This is a genomic window from Paenarthrobacter sp. NPDC089714 (assembly GCF_044748905.1).
Taxonomy (GTDB): domain Bacteria; phylum Actinomycetota; class Actinomycetes; order Actinomycetales; family Micrococcaceae; genus Arthrobacter.
The window spans coordinates 61,046-75,030 of sequence record NZ_JBIVGX010000004.1 but is presented as its reverse complement, the minus strand read 5'-3'; the positions used below and the strand labels follow the sequence as shown (position 1 = coordinate 75,030).

The 13,985-nt window shown below is 63.4% G+C and carries 15 protein-coding genes; 10 read left to right on the top strand and 5 right to left on the bottom strand.

Annotated features, from left to right (window positions below; all coding sequences use genetic code 11):
- Nucleotides 1–102 precede the first annotated feature (102 nt).
- On the bottom strand, nucleotides 103–516 hold the full coding sequence (locus ACIPY3_RS09085) for a cupin domain-containing protein (protein ID WP_400332815.1): 414 nt from the start codon (nucleotides 514–516) through the stop codon (nucleotides 103–105).
- Nucleotides 517–871: 355 nt separating this feature from the next.
- Between ACIPY3_RS09085 and ACIPY3_RS09080 the strand changes: the two genes are divergently transcribed.
- The 3 genes from ACIPY3_RS09080 (at nucleotide 872) to ACIPY3_RS09070 (ending at nucleotide 2,993) form a co-directional block, all read left to right on the top strand.
- A complete protein-coding gene (locus ACIPY3_RS09080) occupies nucleotides 872–1,249 on the top strand; it encodes a cupin domain-containing protein (protein WP_400332813.1) in 378 nt (125 codons plus the stop codon).
- Between the two features lie 39 nt (nucleotides 1,250–1,288).
- Nucleotides 1,289–2,683, top strand: coding sequence for an NAD(P)-binding domain-containing protein (locus ACIPY3_RS09075; protein WP_400332811.1), 1,395 nt, complete (start codon nucleotides 1,289–1,291; stop codon nucleotides 2,681–2,683).
- Between the two features lie 70 nt (nucleotides 2,684–2,753).
- Nucleotides 2,754–2,993: a hypothetical protein gene (locus ACIPY3_RS09070; protein ID WP_400332808.1), complete on the top strand. Its 240-nt coding sequence runs from the start codon at nucleotides 2,754–2,756 to the stop codon at nucleotides 2,991–2,993.
- An 80-nt stretch (nucleotides 2,994–3,073) separates the two neighbouring features.
- On the opposite strand, the gene ACIPY3_RS09065 is transcribed toward ACIPY3_RS09070, so the two are convergent.
- Complete coding sequence (locus tag ACIPY3_RS09065; RefSeq protein ID WP_400332805.1) at nucleotides 3,074–4,153, bottom strand: Ldh family oxidoreductase; 1,080 nt, start codon at nucleotides 4,151–4,153, stop codon at nucleotides 3,074–3,076.
- 106 nt (nucleotides 4,154–4,259) lie between these two features.
- Between ACIPY3_RS09065 and ACIPY3_RS09060 the strand changes: the two genes are divergently transcribed.
- Complete coding sequence (locus ACIPY3_RS09060; RefSeq protein WP_400332803.1) at nucleotides 4,260–4,577, top strand: putative quinol monooxygenase; 318 nt, start codon at nucleotides 4,260–4,262, stop codon at nucleotides 4,575–4,577.
- 7 nt (nucleotides 4,578–4,584) lie between these two features.
- Here the strand turns inward: ACIPY3_RS09060 and ACIPY3_RS09055 are convergent, their stop codons facing one another.
- The gene (locus ACIPY3_RS09055; protein ID WP_400332800.1) at nucleotides 4,585–5,301 is read right to left on the bottom strand and encodes a GntR family transcriptional regulator; all 717 of its coding nucleotides are present in this window, start codon (nucleotides 5,299–5,301) and stop codon (nucleotides 4,585–4,587) included.
- A 129-nt stretch (nucleotides 5,302–5,430) separates the two neighbouring features.
- Between ACIPY3_RS09055 and ACIPY3_RS09050 the strand changes: the two genes are divergently transcribed.
- Genes ACIPY3_RS09050 through ACIPY3_RS09035 form a run of 4 tightly spaced genes read left to right on the top strand, consistent with a single transcriptional unit; the run spans nucleotide 5,431 to nucleotide 9,022 of the window.
- Entirely contained in the window at nucleotides 5,431–6,870 is a 1,440-nt protein-coding gene (locus ACIPY3_RS09050; RefSeq protein WP_400332797.1) for a CitMHS family transporter, read from the top strand.
- Between the two features lie 27 nt (nucleotides 6,871–6,897).
- Nucleotides 6,898–8,271, top strand: a complete 1,374-nt coding sequence (locus ACIPY3_RS09045; protein WP_400332794.1) for an NAD-dependent succinate-semialdehyde dehydrogenase — start codon at nucleotides 6,898–6,900, stop codon at nucleotides 8,269–8,271.
- Nucleotides 8,272–8,282: 11 nt separating this feature from the next.
- The gene (locus tag ACIPY3_RS09040; protein ID WP_400332791.1) at nucleotides 8,283–8,726 is read left to right on the top strand and encodes a cupin domain-containing protein; all 444 of its coding nucleotides are present in this window, start codon (nucleotides 8,283–8,285) and stop codon (nucleotides 8,724–8,726) included.
- A complete protein-coding gene (locus tag ACIPY3_RS09035; protein ID WP_400332788.1) occupies nucleotides 8,723–9,022 on the top strand; it encodes an antibiotic biosynthesis monooxygenase family protein in 300 nt (99 codons plus the stop codon). The genes ACIPY3_RS09040 and ACIPY3_RS09035 overlap by 4 nt, the downstream gene beginning before the upstream one ends.
- A 129-nt stretch (nucleotides 9,023–9,151) precedes the next feature.
- On the opposite strand, the gene ACIPY3_RS09030 is transcribed toward ACIPY3_RS09035, so the two are convergent.
- Both ACIPY3_RS09030 and ACIPY3_RS09025 read right to left on the bottom strand, forming a co-directional pair.
- Nucleotides 9,152–10,381 (bottom strand): amidohydrolase, encoded by a 1,230-nt coding sequence (locus ACIPY3_RS09030; RefSeq protein WP_400332785.1) that lies wholly within the window; start codon nucleotides 10,379–10,381, stop codon nucleotides 9,152–9,154.
- Nucleotides 10,382–10,406: 25 nt separating this feature from the next.
- The gene (locus tag ACIPY3_RS09025; protein ID WP_400332782.1) at nucleotides 10,407–11,873 is read right to left on the bottom strand and encodes an MFS transporter; all 1,467 of its coding nucleotides are present in this window, start codon (nucleotides 11,871–11,873) and stop codon (nucleotides 10,407–10,409) included.
- Between the two features lie 84 nt (nucleotides 11,874–11,957).
- Here ACIPY3_RS09025 and ACIPY3_RS09020 point away from each other — a divergent pair, with 84 nt between their 5' ends.
- On the top strand, nucleotides 11,958–12,974 hold the full coding sequence (locus tag ACIPY3_RS09020; protein WP_400332779.1) for an Lrp/AsnC family transcriptional regulator: 1,017 nt from the start codon (nucleotides 11,958–11,960) through the stop codon (nucleotides 12,972–12,974).
- 42 nt (nucleotides 12,975–13,016) lie between these two features.
- Entirely contained in the window at nucleotides 13,017–13,919 is a 903-nt protein-coding gene (locus ACIPY3_RS09015) for a LysR family transcriptional regulator (protein WP_400332776.1), read from the top strand.
- Nucleotides 13,920–13,985: the final 66 nt, after the last annotated feature.

The following is a 13,985-nucleotide window of genomic DNA, read 5'->3' as shown; positions in this document are numbered from 1 at the left end:
GATCAGAATGCAGTTACTTGCGCAGCATTGCGTCCATGGATGCGGGAAATGGCGTTTGATGTGGACGCAGCTGTTCGCCGCGTACTCCGGATACGGAGCGGTTTAGATTTCGAAGTAACGGAATGAATCCGACTCCAGGCCTTCAGGGTTGGGGCCGTAGATGGTGACCATATGGGCGTAAACCGGCGCCCAGTAGCGGCCGAGTTGGCCGGGGTTGACCCGGGCAACGTCGCCTGGTTTCAGGATGACGGTTTTGCCTTCACTCTCAACGTAGAGTTCACCCGCAAGAAGCACGTTGGTCTCGGTGTGGGGGTGGAAATCCTCCCAGCCACACGCTTCCAACTCCCACTCGGACAGAATGAAGTCCGCCCAGCGGCCAACAGGCTTGGAGTTGATGAATCGGCACCGCAACCGTGGCCATTCCGCTTTCATGGGCGTCATGGGTTCAGCTGGCCAGAGGTCCAGTACCTCCCCCGTCATTGGGGTCCAGGACTGCAGCGCGGGGGTTGTGGTCATAGTTCTCACCCTTTCGTAGGCGTGGCCGACTGCCCCGCGGAATCAAAGGGAATTCGTGGCACATCGCGCCAATATGATGCGGGTCACAGCGAGGTCAACTGTGACAGGAACAGATGTTCAAGTCAACGGTTCAAGAAGAAGAATTCCTTAGGAAGGAGATCCGATTAATTTTTCATGAACGGTTGACTTGTACAGGCGTTCATGTCAACGTAATTCAGGCAAGGGAAGTGACTCGTATCACAGATCCAAGGCCTTCGAGCCGACTCGTCCGGCGGTCAATGGGCGATGAAAATTACCAACCAGTCCCTTGGCGCAGCTCTGCCGAAAATCCCACCAGATCCCTAAGGAGAAAATCATGGAAACGCTTAACGGAACCCTGAGCAAGGCTGGATCCATCCACAAGGTTGAGGGCGGTTTCCTCAACCTTCCATCGATGAACGAGGAGGGTTGCGACGCAGCCATCGGCGACTCGCTCTCCAACCCGGCCGGCTCGGTCATGTGTGCCGGATTCTTTGAACTGAAGGCGTCCAAGCCGCTCGTCTACACCTACACCTACGACGAAATGAAGGTGGTAGTGGCCGGCGAATTCATCCTCACCGACCAGGCAACGGGCGAAGTCACCCATGCCAAGGAGCGGGATGTCCTCTTCTTCCCCAAGGGGACAACCGTCAAGTTCGAAACCCCCGACTACGCCCTCGGGTTCTTCGCCGGCGACCGCGACTTCGCTGCCTAGGCTTCGGCACCTTCACACCATCTGAAAGAGGTAAGCAGCATGACACTTCGAGTCGGAATCATTGGCGCAGGTCCCAGCGGCCTGGCCCAACTGCGCGCGTTCGAATCAGCGCGCCAAAAAGGCATCGACATCCCGGACATCAAGTGCTTCGAGAAGCAGGACGACTGGGGAGGCCAGTGGAACAACAGCTGGCGCATCGGCCTGGACGCCAGCGGCGAGCCGGTCCACTCCAGCATGTACCGGCACCTCTGGTCCAACGGACCCAAAGAGTGCCTGGAGTTCTCGGACTACTCGTTCGATGAGCACTTTGGACGGCCCATCTCCTCCTTCCCGCCCCGCGAAGTGCTCTTCGACTACATCAAGGGCCGGGTGGAAAAGTCGGACGTGCGCAAGTACGTCAAGTTCAACACCGTGGCCCGCCACACCACCTACAACGACGAAACCCAGGAATTCACGGTGACCGTGGAGGACCTGAAGACCAACCTCACCGAAACCCATGTGTTCGATAAGCTCGTGGTGGCCACCGGGCACTTCCACGTTCCTGCCGTACCCGAATTCAAGGGCATCAAGTCATTCCCCGGCGAGGTCCTGCACGCCCACGACTTCCGTGGAGCCGAGCGTTTCGTGGGGAAGAGGCTGCTGATGATCGGCAGCAGCTATTCCGCCGAGGACATCGGCATGCAGGCCCACAAAATGGGCGCCGCCTCCATCACCATGAGCTACCGGAGCAACCCCATGGGCTACCACTGGCCATGGAACACGGTGGAGCGCCCGCTCGTCACGCACTTCGAGGGCCGGACGGCCTACTTCAGCGATGGCACCCATGACGACTTTGATGCCGTGGTGCTTTGCACCGGCTACCAGCACAAGTACCCGTTCCTGCCCGGCGAACTCTCGCTGAAATCTCCGAACGTGCTCTACCCGGGGAACCTCTACAAGGGCGTGGTGTGGCAGCAGAACACCAATCTGTTCTATCTGGGCGCGCAGGACCAGTACTACACCTTCAACATGTTCGACGCCCAGGCCTGGTTTGCCCGCGACGTCATGACCGGCGTCGTCGATCTGCCGACCCTGGCCGACCGCGAGGCGGACATCGCGCTTTGGCTGGAGCGCCAGGCGGCCCTCCAGGACCATGATGCCGAAGCCGATTTCCAGTCCGATTACCTGCGCGAGCTCATCGACGCCACGGACTACCCGCCCTTCGACCTCGACGCCGTCTCCCAGCTGTTCAAGGACTGGATGCACAACAAGCACACCGACATCCTGGGCTACCGCGACGCGGTGCACCGCTCAGTGGTTACCGGCACCATGGCAACCAAGCACCACACCCGGTGGATCAACGCCATGGATGACTCCCTGGACCGGTACCTCAACGGCCCCTCCCAGGAGCTGGCCAGCGGGTCGCCTAAAGTCCTGGCTGACGAACGCGCCTGACGCACGCGGTTGGCCCTTCGCCGGCTGGAGATACCGGCGAAGGGCCAACCATGGAACAACGTGGAGAATCGTGGTGAGAAGAGCCTATTGCCTGGCGGACCGGGAGGAGTGGGAAGCGGAACTCTTCGCCTCCCTCAGCAGGACCGTCCGGTACGAATTGCGGCATGACCTGCGGTGCCTTGCCTGCGGCGGCAAGGCGTTGTTCCGCAGCGCGTCCGCACGTCGGCCCGCCATGTTTGCGGCCCGGCATTCGCCGGCCTGCCTCCTCATCAACCACCCGGCGTGGGGTGTCTTCAGGTATCTCCAATAGGCTTCCGCGAGGCGCGGGGCGGTTTCCCTCGAGCGCCGTGGGAGACCCGCACTTCCGTCCTTGATTCGCAGCCCGAACCCTTACGGCCGCTCGCCAAGAACCGCCGTGGCGTCCAAGCCAGACTGTTCGGCAAGCAGGTGAAGATCCTCCAGTGTCTGCTTCGGCAGGACCAGTCCGCCCTCGGCTCGGTTCAGGGCATTGTTGCGGTCCTCGATCTCCCCTGGATAAAAGATCTGCGTCGCATCCTGCGCCAGCGGGGTGGCCTTCACGTCCTCGATGAGCGCCGCCACCTTGTCCTGGAATTCCTCCGGAGACCCCAGGGTTGCTACGTCAATGGCCAGGAACATGTGCCCGCATCCGCTTCGCTTGTCCGCCATGTAGGGGCCGTTAACGCCCTTGCCCACCTGACTGCCCGTGAGCGCCCCGCTGAGGACGTCCATCATGAAGGAAATTGCGTAGCCTTTGTGGCCGGCCATCGGAAGAATCACACCATCGACGGCGGCTGCCGCGTCCGTGGTTCGCGCACCTTCGGGCGTCAGCGCCCAGGAATCGGGAATGGTTTCGCCACGCTGGCGCGCCAAGTAGATCTTCCCGCGGGCAACCGCCGTATTCGCAATGTCCACTGCCACGGCAGAATCACCGTAGGGCGCAGCGATGGACCACGGATTGGTACCGATCAGCTTTTCCCGCCCTCCCCATGGAGCCATGGCCGGTGACGCGTTGGTAGTGAGAATGGCAACGCATCCGTCAGCCGCCGCCCGCCGCGTGAAATACATTGCAGTGCCAAAGTGGTTTGAGTTCCGCACACCAACCGCACCCACGCCGTGGGCCTTGGCTCGTGCGACCGCTTCCACCCTCGCGCGGTCTGCCAGGACCTGACCGACGCCGTCGTTTCCATCCAGCAGCAGGAGTGCGCCCGTATCCACCAACGTTTCGGGGGCGGTGACTGCCCTCATGGCACCTTGGCGGATGCGCTCTACATACCAGGGAAGACGCAGCACACCGTGTGACTGATGGCCCCAAAGGTCTGACTGGACCAGGCTGTCTGCCACGAGTTCCGCATCGCCTTGGGGCACGCCGTTCGCGAGCAAAATACGGGCTGCCAGGCCAAGGAGGCGTTCAGGTACCAAGGTGGCTTGCGTGGTTTGGGTTGCCTGCATGGTCTTTGTCCTTTCGGGGGCAGGGGAGCCGCTCCATTGCCGGTCCTGCTTGTACACTTAGATGTATACAATAGCACGTACCGCTTCAATGAAAAGGAGAAAATCCATGTACAGCCTTTGGGTAACCCTCGACGTCATGCCCGCACACCGCGGGGAATTCCTGGCAGCCATTGCAGAGAACGCCCGGGCCTCTGTGCGGGACGAGCAGGGATGCTTCCGCTTCGACGTGGTGGAACTGGGCGAAGCTGGCTCAAACCACTTTGCGTTTTACGAGGTCTACCGTGACAGGGAGGCATTTGAGCAAGAGCACAAGAACGCGCCGCACTATTTCGCCTATCGGGACGTCTCCGCACGGGTGGTAGTTCCCGGCAGCCAAGTCAACGTTGGCGGCGAACTGCACAACACCTTTACGTGGGTAGAGTGAGGTCCGCTTAGTTCGTGAGGTCGATGTCGCGGCCCTTGGTGTCGCGCCCTGACAGCAGTGCCTGGAAGATCGCCTCGTCAACGTGGACCAGGTGGAGCCGCAACGCCTCAGCCGCGGCGTCAGCGACGCCGTCGAGAATTGCCCGGCACATGACCCGATGCTCTTCGATCGCGTCCAGGAGCCGCCCCCGGTTTGCGTGCGCAATTCGCCGCAGCCGGGCCGTGTGCGGCCGAAGTTCACGGATGGCGCGGGACAGGTGCGCGTTCGGAGTGGCCTCAATGAGCGCCGTATCAAATTCCTCCGCCAACGCGCGGTAATCGGCAATAAACCCAGCCGATTGCGGCTGCCCGGCCAGTTCGGCAAACCTCCCCTCGATCTCCGCGAAGCGGCTTGCGACGGACGGGTCTTCCGTGGACTCCTCCACCACCATCCGGATTGCCGCAGGCTCCAGGACGCGGCGGTAGTCGAACAGGTCACGGACGCTTCGCAGTGAAATGCGGGCAACCGTCGCGCCAACGCGTGGCGCGATGTTGACCAAGCCTTCGGCGGCCAGCCGCCGCAAAGCCTCGCGCACGGGCGTCCGGGATGCGCCTGTGTGTTCCACGAGCATGAATTCGGTCAGGGCCTGGCCCGGCTCGAAGTCGCCGTTTTCGATCTCCGATTTGAGCCGGAGGTACACAGCCTCGGTTTTGCCCAGGGGCTTCGCGTCCACTTGTTCAACCATGCCATCAGTATAGGATGCGCCGATGCGTACCCACTTGTGCACAACATTGTATACATGTACTCTCGTTGTGTGCCCAGTCACTTCCGCCCCCTGCGGATCCCCCTCTTTTGCAGCTAGTAAGGAGCGACGATGCTCGTAGCACTCGGCTTTCTGATGATCGCCCTCTTCATGTATCTGGTCATGGCGAAGAAGGCCACGCCCATAGCCACCCTGATCCTTGTTCCGCTCGCTTTCGGCCTGTTCGCAGGTGCCGGCCTTGGCATCGGCGACATGGTGATGGAGTCAGTAGGTAAGCTCGCACCCACTGCGGCGCTGTTGTTCTTCGCCATCATCTTCTTTGGCACCATGATCGACGTCGGACTTTTCGACCCCCTGATCCGGGCCATCCTCAAGTTCGCTGGCAACGATCCCATGAAACTGGTCATCGGCACCGCACTGCTGACCACCATCGTTTCCCTCGACGGCGACGGATCCACCACGTTCATCATCGTCACCTCGGCGTTCCTGCCGCTCTACCTTCGCCTCGGCATGAGCCCGGTTGTCCTCACAGTGGTCGCGGCGATGTCCAATGGCGTCCTCAACACCGTCCCGTGGGGCGGGTCCACCTCCCGTGCGGCAGCAGCACTGAACGTCTCCCCTATCGACATCTTCGTCCCGATGATTCCGTCCATCATCTCGGGACTCGTTGCCGTACTGGTCCTGGCTTATTTCCTGGGCCGACGTGAGCGGAAGCGCATCGGCGAGGTCTTCCTCGACGACAACCGCGGCGTCCTGGGAGTCCGAACCGTTGAGCGGGAAACAGTTTTGGTCACGTCCGACGGCGGAACCACCTCGCGCGGCACCGGCAAGGAATCCGCTGGCCATGGCAGCGAGGGGTCATCTGTGGTCATCGCCAACGACTTCTCCGCTTCCTTCAGCGAAGACGGCAAGTTCATCGAACGCCCCAACGCCAAGCCCAAGCTCATCTGGATCAACTTCGCCCTCACCATCGCGGTGATGGTCACCCTGGTCATGGACATCGTGGCCCCGGCACTGATCTTCATGACCGCCGTCGGCATTGCCCTGGTGATCAACTTTCCCCGCGTCGCCGAACAGTCCGCCCAGATCAAGGCCCACGCCTCGTCTGTCATTTCCGTGGTCGGCATGGTCTTCGCAGCGTCGGTCCTCACCGGCGTCATGAACGGCACCGGCATGGTCAAAGCCATGGCGGGCTGGCTGGTCCAGATCATCCCGGACTTCATGGGCCCCTTCATGGCGGTCATCGCCGGAGTCCTCAGCATCCCGCTGACCTTCATCATGACCAACGATGCCTTCTACTTCGGCGTCCTGCCCATTCTCTCTGAAACCGCCGGACACTTCGGCATCGAACCGGTCGAGATGGCCCGCGCCTCCCTCGTCGGACAGGCCCTCCACCAGTCCAGCCCGTTGGTTGCCTCCTTCCTGCTGCTGATCGGCCTGGCCAACGTCAACCTCGGCGACCACTTCAAGAAGGTCATCTGGCGTGGACTGATCGTCGCCCTGATCATGCTGGTCGTCGGCGGAATCCTCGGCGCCTACCCGCTCTTCTAACCACACCCCTTACAAGGAGGAACAACCATGATTTCGACTATCAACCCGTCAACGGGTGAACACGTCCGGTCTTTTGATGCGCACACCACTGAGCAGGTTGATGCTGTTCTGGATGCTGCTGTCGCGGCGCAGAAGCAGTGGCGCCTGGTCCCGGTGGAGGACCGGGTGCAGGTGTTGCGGAACACCGCGAAGGTCCTGCGTGAGAACAAGGCCCAGTACGCTGCCCTGATCACCCTGGAGATGGGCAAGCCCGTGGCCGAGGCTGAGGCCGAAATCGAGAAGTGCGCGGTCACGGCGGAGTATTACGCCGAAGCCGCGCCCGCGCACCTGGCGCCGGAGCGGATTGCGTCGTCTGCTGCGTCGTCGGGGGTGGTGTTTGATCCCCTGGGTGTGGTGTTGGCGATCATGCCGTGGAACTACCCGTTCTGGCAGTTCTTCCGCTTCGTGCTCCCGGCCGTCGCCGCCGGCAACGGGGCCATCCTGAAGCACGCCAACAACGTCCCCCAGGCAGCCTTGGCTGTGCAGGACGTCATGGACCGGGCGGGCCTGACTGCCGGGTTGTTCGCCACCGTCCTGATCGAATCCTCCGCCGTGGCCGGACTGATCGCCGATGACCGGATCGCCGCCGTCACGTTGACCGGGTCCACGCAGGTCGGTTCCATTGTGGCGTCCCAGGCCGGGTCTGCGTTGAAGAAGCAGGTCCTGGAGCTGGGTGGTTCGGACCCGTTCATTGTCCTGGCCGACGCCGATATCCAGGCCGCAGCGAAGACCGCGGTCAAGGCCCGGTTCACCAACAACGGACAGTCCTGCGTGAACGCCAAACGCTTCATCGTCCACGAAGACATCGCCGATGAGTTCGTGGCCGCGTTCACCGCCAACACCCAGGCCCTCATCGTCGGGGACCCGACCGACCCCGCCACGACCATCGGCCCGATGGCCCGGGAGAACCTCCGCACCGAACTGCACGACCAGGTCACCCGCACCCTCGCCGCCGGCGGGAAACTGGTTTTGGGCGGAAACATCGTGGACGGCCCCGGGTTCTTCTACGAACCCACCATCATCGACCACGTCGCCCCTGGCCAGGCCGCGTTCGATGAGGAAACCTTCGGTCCCGTCGCCGCGATCATCCGCGTGTCCTCTACGGAGGAAGCCATCACCTTGGCCAACCAGTCCGAGTACGGCCTCGGCGCCGCCCTCTGGACCGGTGACACCGCCACCGCCACGGCGGAACTGCTGCCCAGGATCGATGCCGGTGCAGTGTTCATCAACGGCATGGTCGCCTCCGACCCGCGCCTGCCCTTCGGCGGGATCAAGAAATCCGGGTACGGCCGGGAGCTCGGCTCCTATGGCATCCGCGAGTTCACCAACATGAAGACCTTCTGGACCGGCCCCGCCAACTAAGGAACCCCACCATGACCCGAATCCCCACCTCCATTTCCTCCGTGGACGCGGTGATCCTCCGCCCCAAGGAACTGCCCCGCAAAGACCGCGGCAACGGTGCCTCCACCGTGCCCTTGGTCGGTTCCCACCTCGGTGCGACCTCGTTCCTGAACGGCATCACCACCTTCGCCCCGGGAGCTGCGATCGGGCACCACTCGCACAACTGCGTCGAATCGGTGATGGTCATCGAAGGCACCGCCTACGTGGACATCGACGGCACCGAACACTACCTGGACACCTACGACACCACCTTCGTGCCCGGCAACATCATCCACCGGTTCCGGAACGCCTCCGAGACCGAAGAGATGAAGATTTTCTGGACCTACGCCTCGATCGACGCGACCCGCACCATGGCCGGCACCACCGACCGCAACCGCATCGACGAAGAACAAGCCACGGAAGGAGCCAGCGCGTGATCACCGAATACGCGACCCTCACCATCAAACCCGGTTCCGAAACGGACTTCGAAGCAGCAGCAGCCCAAGCAGCGCCTTTCTTCCAGAAGGCGCCCGGGGCGTTGAGCATGCGCATCGAGCGGACCATCGAAACCCCCAACGAATACACCCTCATCGTGCAGTGGGAAACCCTCGAACACCACACCGTAGGATTCCGCGAATCAACAGAATTCCAGCAATGGCGCGAACTCGCCGGACCACACTTCGCCGCACCACCCCAGGTCAAACACACCCAACACACCTACCTGGGCTTCTAGGCTGCGGTATCCACAAGCTGATTGTTCCGGGGGGAAGGGCACTGCTCTCCGGTAACGGTCACACGCGACGGCGGCCTCTCCACAGCGAGGCCGCCGTCGTACTTTTGTCTGGCTACAGCCGCGAGGCGCCTACGCCTCCAGCGTGCTCGTCGTCGCGCCCGGCTCGCGGGCTGCCTGCAGTTCCAACAGCTCAGACCGCAAAGCAGGATCCAGCGCCGCGTCCAGCACGGTCAGCGCAAGAACCGTGGCGCCGTCAACCACGGCGTCGTCGGCTTCGGGCGTGATGGCGTCTGCCGTGAAGTCCGGGTGGTGCGGAACGGCGGTGCTGTTGCGGACTACCACCATGCCATGCACTGAGGGAAGGACCTGCGACACATTGCCCATATCCGAGGACCCGCCGCCGAAGATCGGCGTGTGGTCCACTGGACGGCCGATGCCTTCCATGTTGGCATCCCACAGTTTGCCCAACCCGGCATGCGTGTCGATCGGCGCGTAGGGGTGTTCGGTCTGTCGGTGGGTCCAGGTGCATCCGGTGGCGATGGCCGCACCTTCGAAGCAAGCGAGCACGCGGCGCTTGAGGTCCCGCCACACGTCAACGTCCCCCGCGCGGACCTCCACCTGTACCGTGGATTCCCCGGCGATCACGTTGGTGGCGCCGCCGCCGTGCGAGATGAAGGCGTTGGTGTTCGCGTTCTCCGGCAGGTGCTGGCGCAACACTGCCATGTTCATCAGGGCCAGGCTCGCTGCCGCACCGGCATTGATGGCCTTGTCAGGGGCACCGGCCGCGTGGGCTTCGCTGCCCTTGAACTGCACCTCGAAGCGTTCCACGGCAGCCATGCTGAAGGCCGTGGCGCTGCGCTCCACCCCCGTCATGCCGTGCACCATGAGCGAAAACGCGGCGTCCTCCCAGGCGCCGGCCTGCAGGAGCGACACCTTGCCGCCGCCGTGCTCTTCGGCGGGAGTGCCCAGAACCTTGATGCGCAGTCCGGCGGCGTCGGCTACGGGCTTGAGCGCCAAAGCGGCACCGACGCCCGCCGCCGCGATGATGTTGTGGCCGCACGCGTGGCCCACCTCGGGCAGGGCGTCGTATTCAGCGCAGATCACTACCGTCAGTTCGCCCACACCATAGGTGGCCTCAACCGCCGTCGGAATTCCATACGCACGTTCGGCGACGTCGAAGCCGCCCTCACGCAGCACCGCGGCCACGGCCGCCGCCGACTCATGTTCTTCCCACGAGACTTCGGCCAACGCGTGCACTGTGTGGCTGAGTTCCAGGATGGAAGGTACGACGGCGGTCGCGGCCTCGCGTACGGCGTCGCGCAGGGTTTCCTTGGAGGTGATGTCAATCGAAACGGTCATTGTTTCTTTCCTTGTCTGTTGAGGTTCAGTTGGCTGGTTCGAGGGCTTGCTCGGCGGCAGGGTCCTGTGGCCTGGATGCCTGGTGCCCGGCGGATTCCGGGGCCACTTTGGCCGTCCGGATGAAGAGCACGGCGACGGCGAAGAGGACACACAGTCCGGCGCAGATCCACCAGACAGCGTGGAAGGAGAACTGCGTGGCTACGCGTGTCCCCGACGCGGAGGGAGCAGTCAGGGCGGACATCAGCAGCGCGAAGAGCGCACCGGCAACGCCGCCCGCGGCCGTGCGGGCCGTGTTGTACAGGCCGGACGCGATACCCACGGAATCGGCGGCGGCGCGCTGAACCACCAGCGTGGGAAGCGTTCCGCTGACGATGCCCGTGCCGAGGCCGGCCACCACCAGCCACACCGTGAAGGTGACCAGCGTTCCGGGGGCCAGGATCATGAGCAGGTAGGCCACGGCTCCGAGGAGTCCACCGAGGGCAACGGTTCGTGTGCCGCCCAGGATGCGGGAGACGCGGTCCGCGAAAGTTGCTCCGAGGAATGCCGCCAATGCCATGATGCTGAGCAGGATTCCGGCCGCGGAGGCAGCAGCACCGAAACCGAATCCGAGCGTCGCTGGATCTGAACGCAGGTAGACCGAGATCGGGGCCTGGGCTCCGAACAGCTGTGCACCGAACAGGAAGGCCACCACGATCGGCAGTCCGATGCCGCCTCGAAGCAGCATGTTCAGGTCAACCAGCGGGTGTTTGATGCGACGGGCGGACACTACCCAGCCCGCGAGCAGTGCCACGCCGACGATCATGGCGATGCCTACAGTCAACGGGGGCCACGTGGCCAGGTTGGATGCACCGCCCAGGACGGCCACCAGTCCGCCACCCAGGAGGGCAGCGCCGAGGTAATCCACTTTGCCTTGGCTGCGAAGCGGGGTTTCCTTGACGAAGATGGCGATTCCGGGGATGCACAGGGCCATGAAGATCGCCGGGAACAGCAATGTCAGCGAGAGGCTGCCGACGGCGTCAAGGACGATGCCCGACAAGAAGCCGCCGATCGTGGCACCGAGGGTCAGCGCGGCGACAAGCCGGCCGATGCTTCGGCCCGACCGTTCCGAGTCACGCTGGTGGACAATGGCGAATTCCAGGGGCAGGAACACAGCCAGCGGTGCCTGGATGGCGCGGCCCACCAGGAACAGTTCGTAGTTCGGCGCGAACGCGACCAGGACGGACGCGGCTGCGACGATCGCCGTGGCGATCATGAGGACGCGCTTGTGTCCGTGGATGTCGCCGAGCTTGGACAGGAGGGGAACAACCAGGACCGTCGCCAGCAGGTAAGCGGCACTGATCCAGTTCAGCGAGGCGGCCGAGACACCGTGGTGTTCTCCGATCGATGAAAACAAGGGACTCAACCAGCCTTGCAGGATGCCGCTGCCAAGCTCCATGACAACCAGGAAGCCGACGGCTCCGGCAGCGGTGGTTTTCTGCGCAGTTGTACGCATATGCGCTCCGATGTGATGAGAAGTGAACGGGATCACACCATGATGGAAGCGCCGTGTTTCCGATGGATGAAATTGAAGCTTTCCATGGATTATCTTGCTGATATGCAGGAATACATGCTCGATCCCCTTGAAGAGCGCATCATCCATGCCTTGCAGATCGAAGGCCGGGCCTCGTGGGCCGAGCTTTCGCCCCTCCTCGGCGTGGACGCGGTGACACTTTCGCGGCGCTGGGAATCCCTCCGGGAAAGAGGACTTGCCTGGGTGACGGGGATCTTCACCGAAGGGGCCAGTGCCCTGGTGGACATCACCTGCATGCCCCAACACACAGCGAAGGTGGCGCAGGAGCTGATAAAGATTCCGGCTGTGATGACCCTGGACCACACCTCGGGTGGCCGGGACCTGCTGGCCACGTGCCTCGGGGAGAATCCTCTGGCGATCTGGGACGTGGTGACCAACCAAATCGGCGCCCTGGATGGCGTCCGGAACACGCAGACGCACCTGGTCACCGAAATGATCATGGAAGCCTCGGCCTGGAGGTTGCGTGCGCTCACGCCCGCAGAGGCGGGCAAGGTGGCCAAGCCCAAGCCCCCGCGCGCCAGGGCCCCGCGGTCTGTACATCCCGACGTCGAATACGCCCTCCGGCACTGCCTGCTGGAGGACGGGCGCCGTCCCGTGAGCCGCATCGCCGCTGAACACGGGCTCAGCGAACAACGCGTCGCGGACGGACTGGCCCGGCTGCGGGCCGACGGACGGCTGCGGCTGCGCACGGATGTAGCCCGCAGTGTCACCGGCTGGCCCGTCTACGCCTGGTACTTCGTGCGGACCGCAGCCAAGCACATCCAGCAAATGCGCGGGCTCATGGCCCAGATTCCGGAGGCCCGCACGGCCTTGGCCGTGGCCAGCCAATACAACCTGGTGGTGGCCGTCTGGCTGCGGGAAATGACCGACGTGATGCGCTTCGAGGCGGCCCTTGAGGCGGCGGTTCCGAGCGCCCGGATCGTGGACAGGAGCGTGGTCTTCCGGATGAGCAAACACCTGGGCCATGTCATTGATGACGCGGGCAGGGCCACGCTCGGGTTCGTCCATCCCTTCACTCCGTAGCAAGGAGTGCGGTTAAGTAGAGCTAAACCGAAGGGAGGGTCAGTGCTGGACATCCGACGCCTGCATATCCTCAAGACCCTTGAGCTTGAGGGCACCATGACCGCCGCCGCCGCCAAGCTGCACATGACGACCTCAGCCGTCAGCCAGCAATTGGCCGTGCTCGAGAAGGAGGCCGGCCTCGCGCTGCTGGTCCGGACGGGCCGGAAGGTCAGGCTGACCGAGGCGGGCGCCTTGCTGGTGGAGCACTTTGGCCGGATCGCCTCGGAAGTGGAAGCCGCCGAAGCCACCCTGAAGAAATTCCAGACCGACGTCCGCGGCCGCCTGGCCATCAGCGCGTTCCCGAGTTTCTGCAGCACCGTGCTTCCCTCGGCTGTCATGTCCCTGCAGGCGGCCTACCCGAGGCTGGACGTCACCATCTCCGACCTCGAACCGTCCGAAAGCGTGGCCCAACTCCGCGCCGGAAACATTGATATTGCCGTGGTGGACGACCTCAGCGAAATCCAGGACGAGGGCCTGGTAAAGACCGTTTTGGCCCGCGACGAGATCATCCTGGTCCTGCCCCGGGACCGGCCCGTGCCGGACAGCGGCACTCCCGTCAGGCTCCCCGACTACGCCCATGAAAGCTGGATTTTGGACCAGGAAGGCAGCGTCTTTGAACGGTTCGTGCTGCAGACGTGCCGCGAAGCCGGCTTCACTCCCAAAGTCATCGCCAATTGCCGGAACCTGATGGCCACGCTGGGCCTGGTCCGTGGCGGGCTCGGGGTGGCCCTGATGAGCGAGTTGAATCTTGGCCGCGAGACCCAGGATCTCCAGGTCCGCCGCGTCGATCCGAGCTGCGGCCGCAACATCATCATCCTGTACCGGGCCGCGGGCAAGGCCGCTCCCGCCATAGCCGCTGTCATCGAGGAACTCCGGATCGCCACCGAGGCCCGGCCCACGGCCTGATCGTTAAGCGCAGCTTGACGGTTGTTTCACTAATTCCCGATGGACGCGCGCGCCGCCACCCTCCAC

What these genes read in the sequence shown, in the direction of transcription:
- ACIPY3_RS09085 (WP_400332815.1), bottom strand. Translation starts at nt 516, where the DNA reads ATGACCACAACCCCCGCGCTGCAGTCCTGGACCCCAATGACGGGGGAG.
- ACIPY3_RS09080 (WP_400332813.1), top strand. Translation starts at nt 872, where the DNA reads ATGGAAACGCTTAACGGAACCCTGAGCAAGGCTGGATCCATCCACAAG.
- ACIPY3_RS09075 (WP_400332811.1), top strand. Translation starts at nt 1,289, where the DNA reads ATGACACTTCGAGTCGGAATCATTGGCGCAGGTCCCAGCGGCCTGGCC.
- ACIPY3_RS09065 (WP_400332805.1), bottom strand. Translation starts at nt 4,153, where the DNA reads ATGCAGGCAACCCAAACCACGCAAGCCACCTTGGTACCTGAACGCCTC.
- ACIPY3_RS09060 (WP_400332803.1), top strand. Translation starts at nt 4,260, where the DNA reads ATGTACAGCCTTTGGGTAACCCTCGACGTCATGCCCGCACACCGCGGG.
- ACIPY3_RS09055 (WP_400332800.1), bottom strand. Translation starts at nt 5,301, where the DNA reads ATGGTTGAACAAGTGGACGCGAAGCCCCTGGGCAAAACCGAGGCTGTG.
- ACIPY3_RS09050 (WP_400332797.1), top strand. Translation starts at nt 5,431, where the DNA reads ATGCTCGTAGCACTCGGCTTTCTGATGATCGCCCTCTTCATGTATCTG.
- ACIPY3_RS09045 (WP_400332794.1), top strand. Translation starts at nt 6,898, where the DNA reads ATGATTTCGACTATCAACCCGTCAACGGGTGAACACGTCCGGTCTTTT.
- ACIPY3_RS09040 (WP_400332791.1), top strand. Translation starts at nt 8,283, where the DNA reads ATGACCCGAATCCCCACCTCCATTTCCTCCGTGGACGCGGTGATCCTC.
- ACIPY3_RS09030 (WP_400332785.1), bottom strand. Translation starts at nt 10,381, where the DNA reads ATGACCGTTTCGATTGACATCACCTCCAAGGAAACCCTGCGCGACGCC.
- ACIPY3_RS09025 (WP_400332782.1), bottom strand. Translation starts at nt 11,873, where the DNA reads ATGCGTACAACTGCGCAGAAAACCACCGCTGCCGGAGCCGTCGGCTTC.
- ACIPY3_RS09020 (WP_400332779.1), top strand. Translation starts at nt 11,958, where the DNA reads ATGGATTATCTTGCTGATATGCAGGAATACATGCTCGATCCCCTTGAA.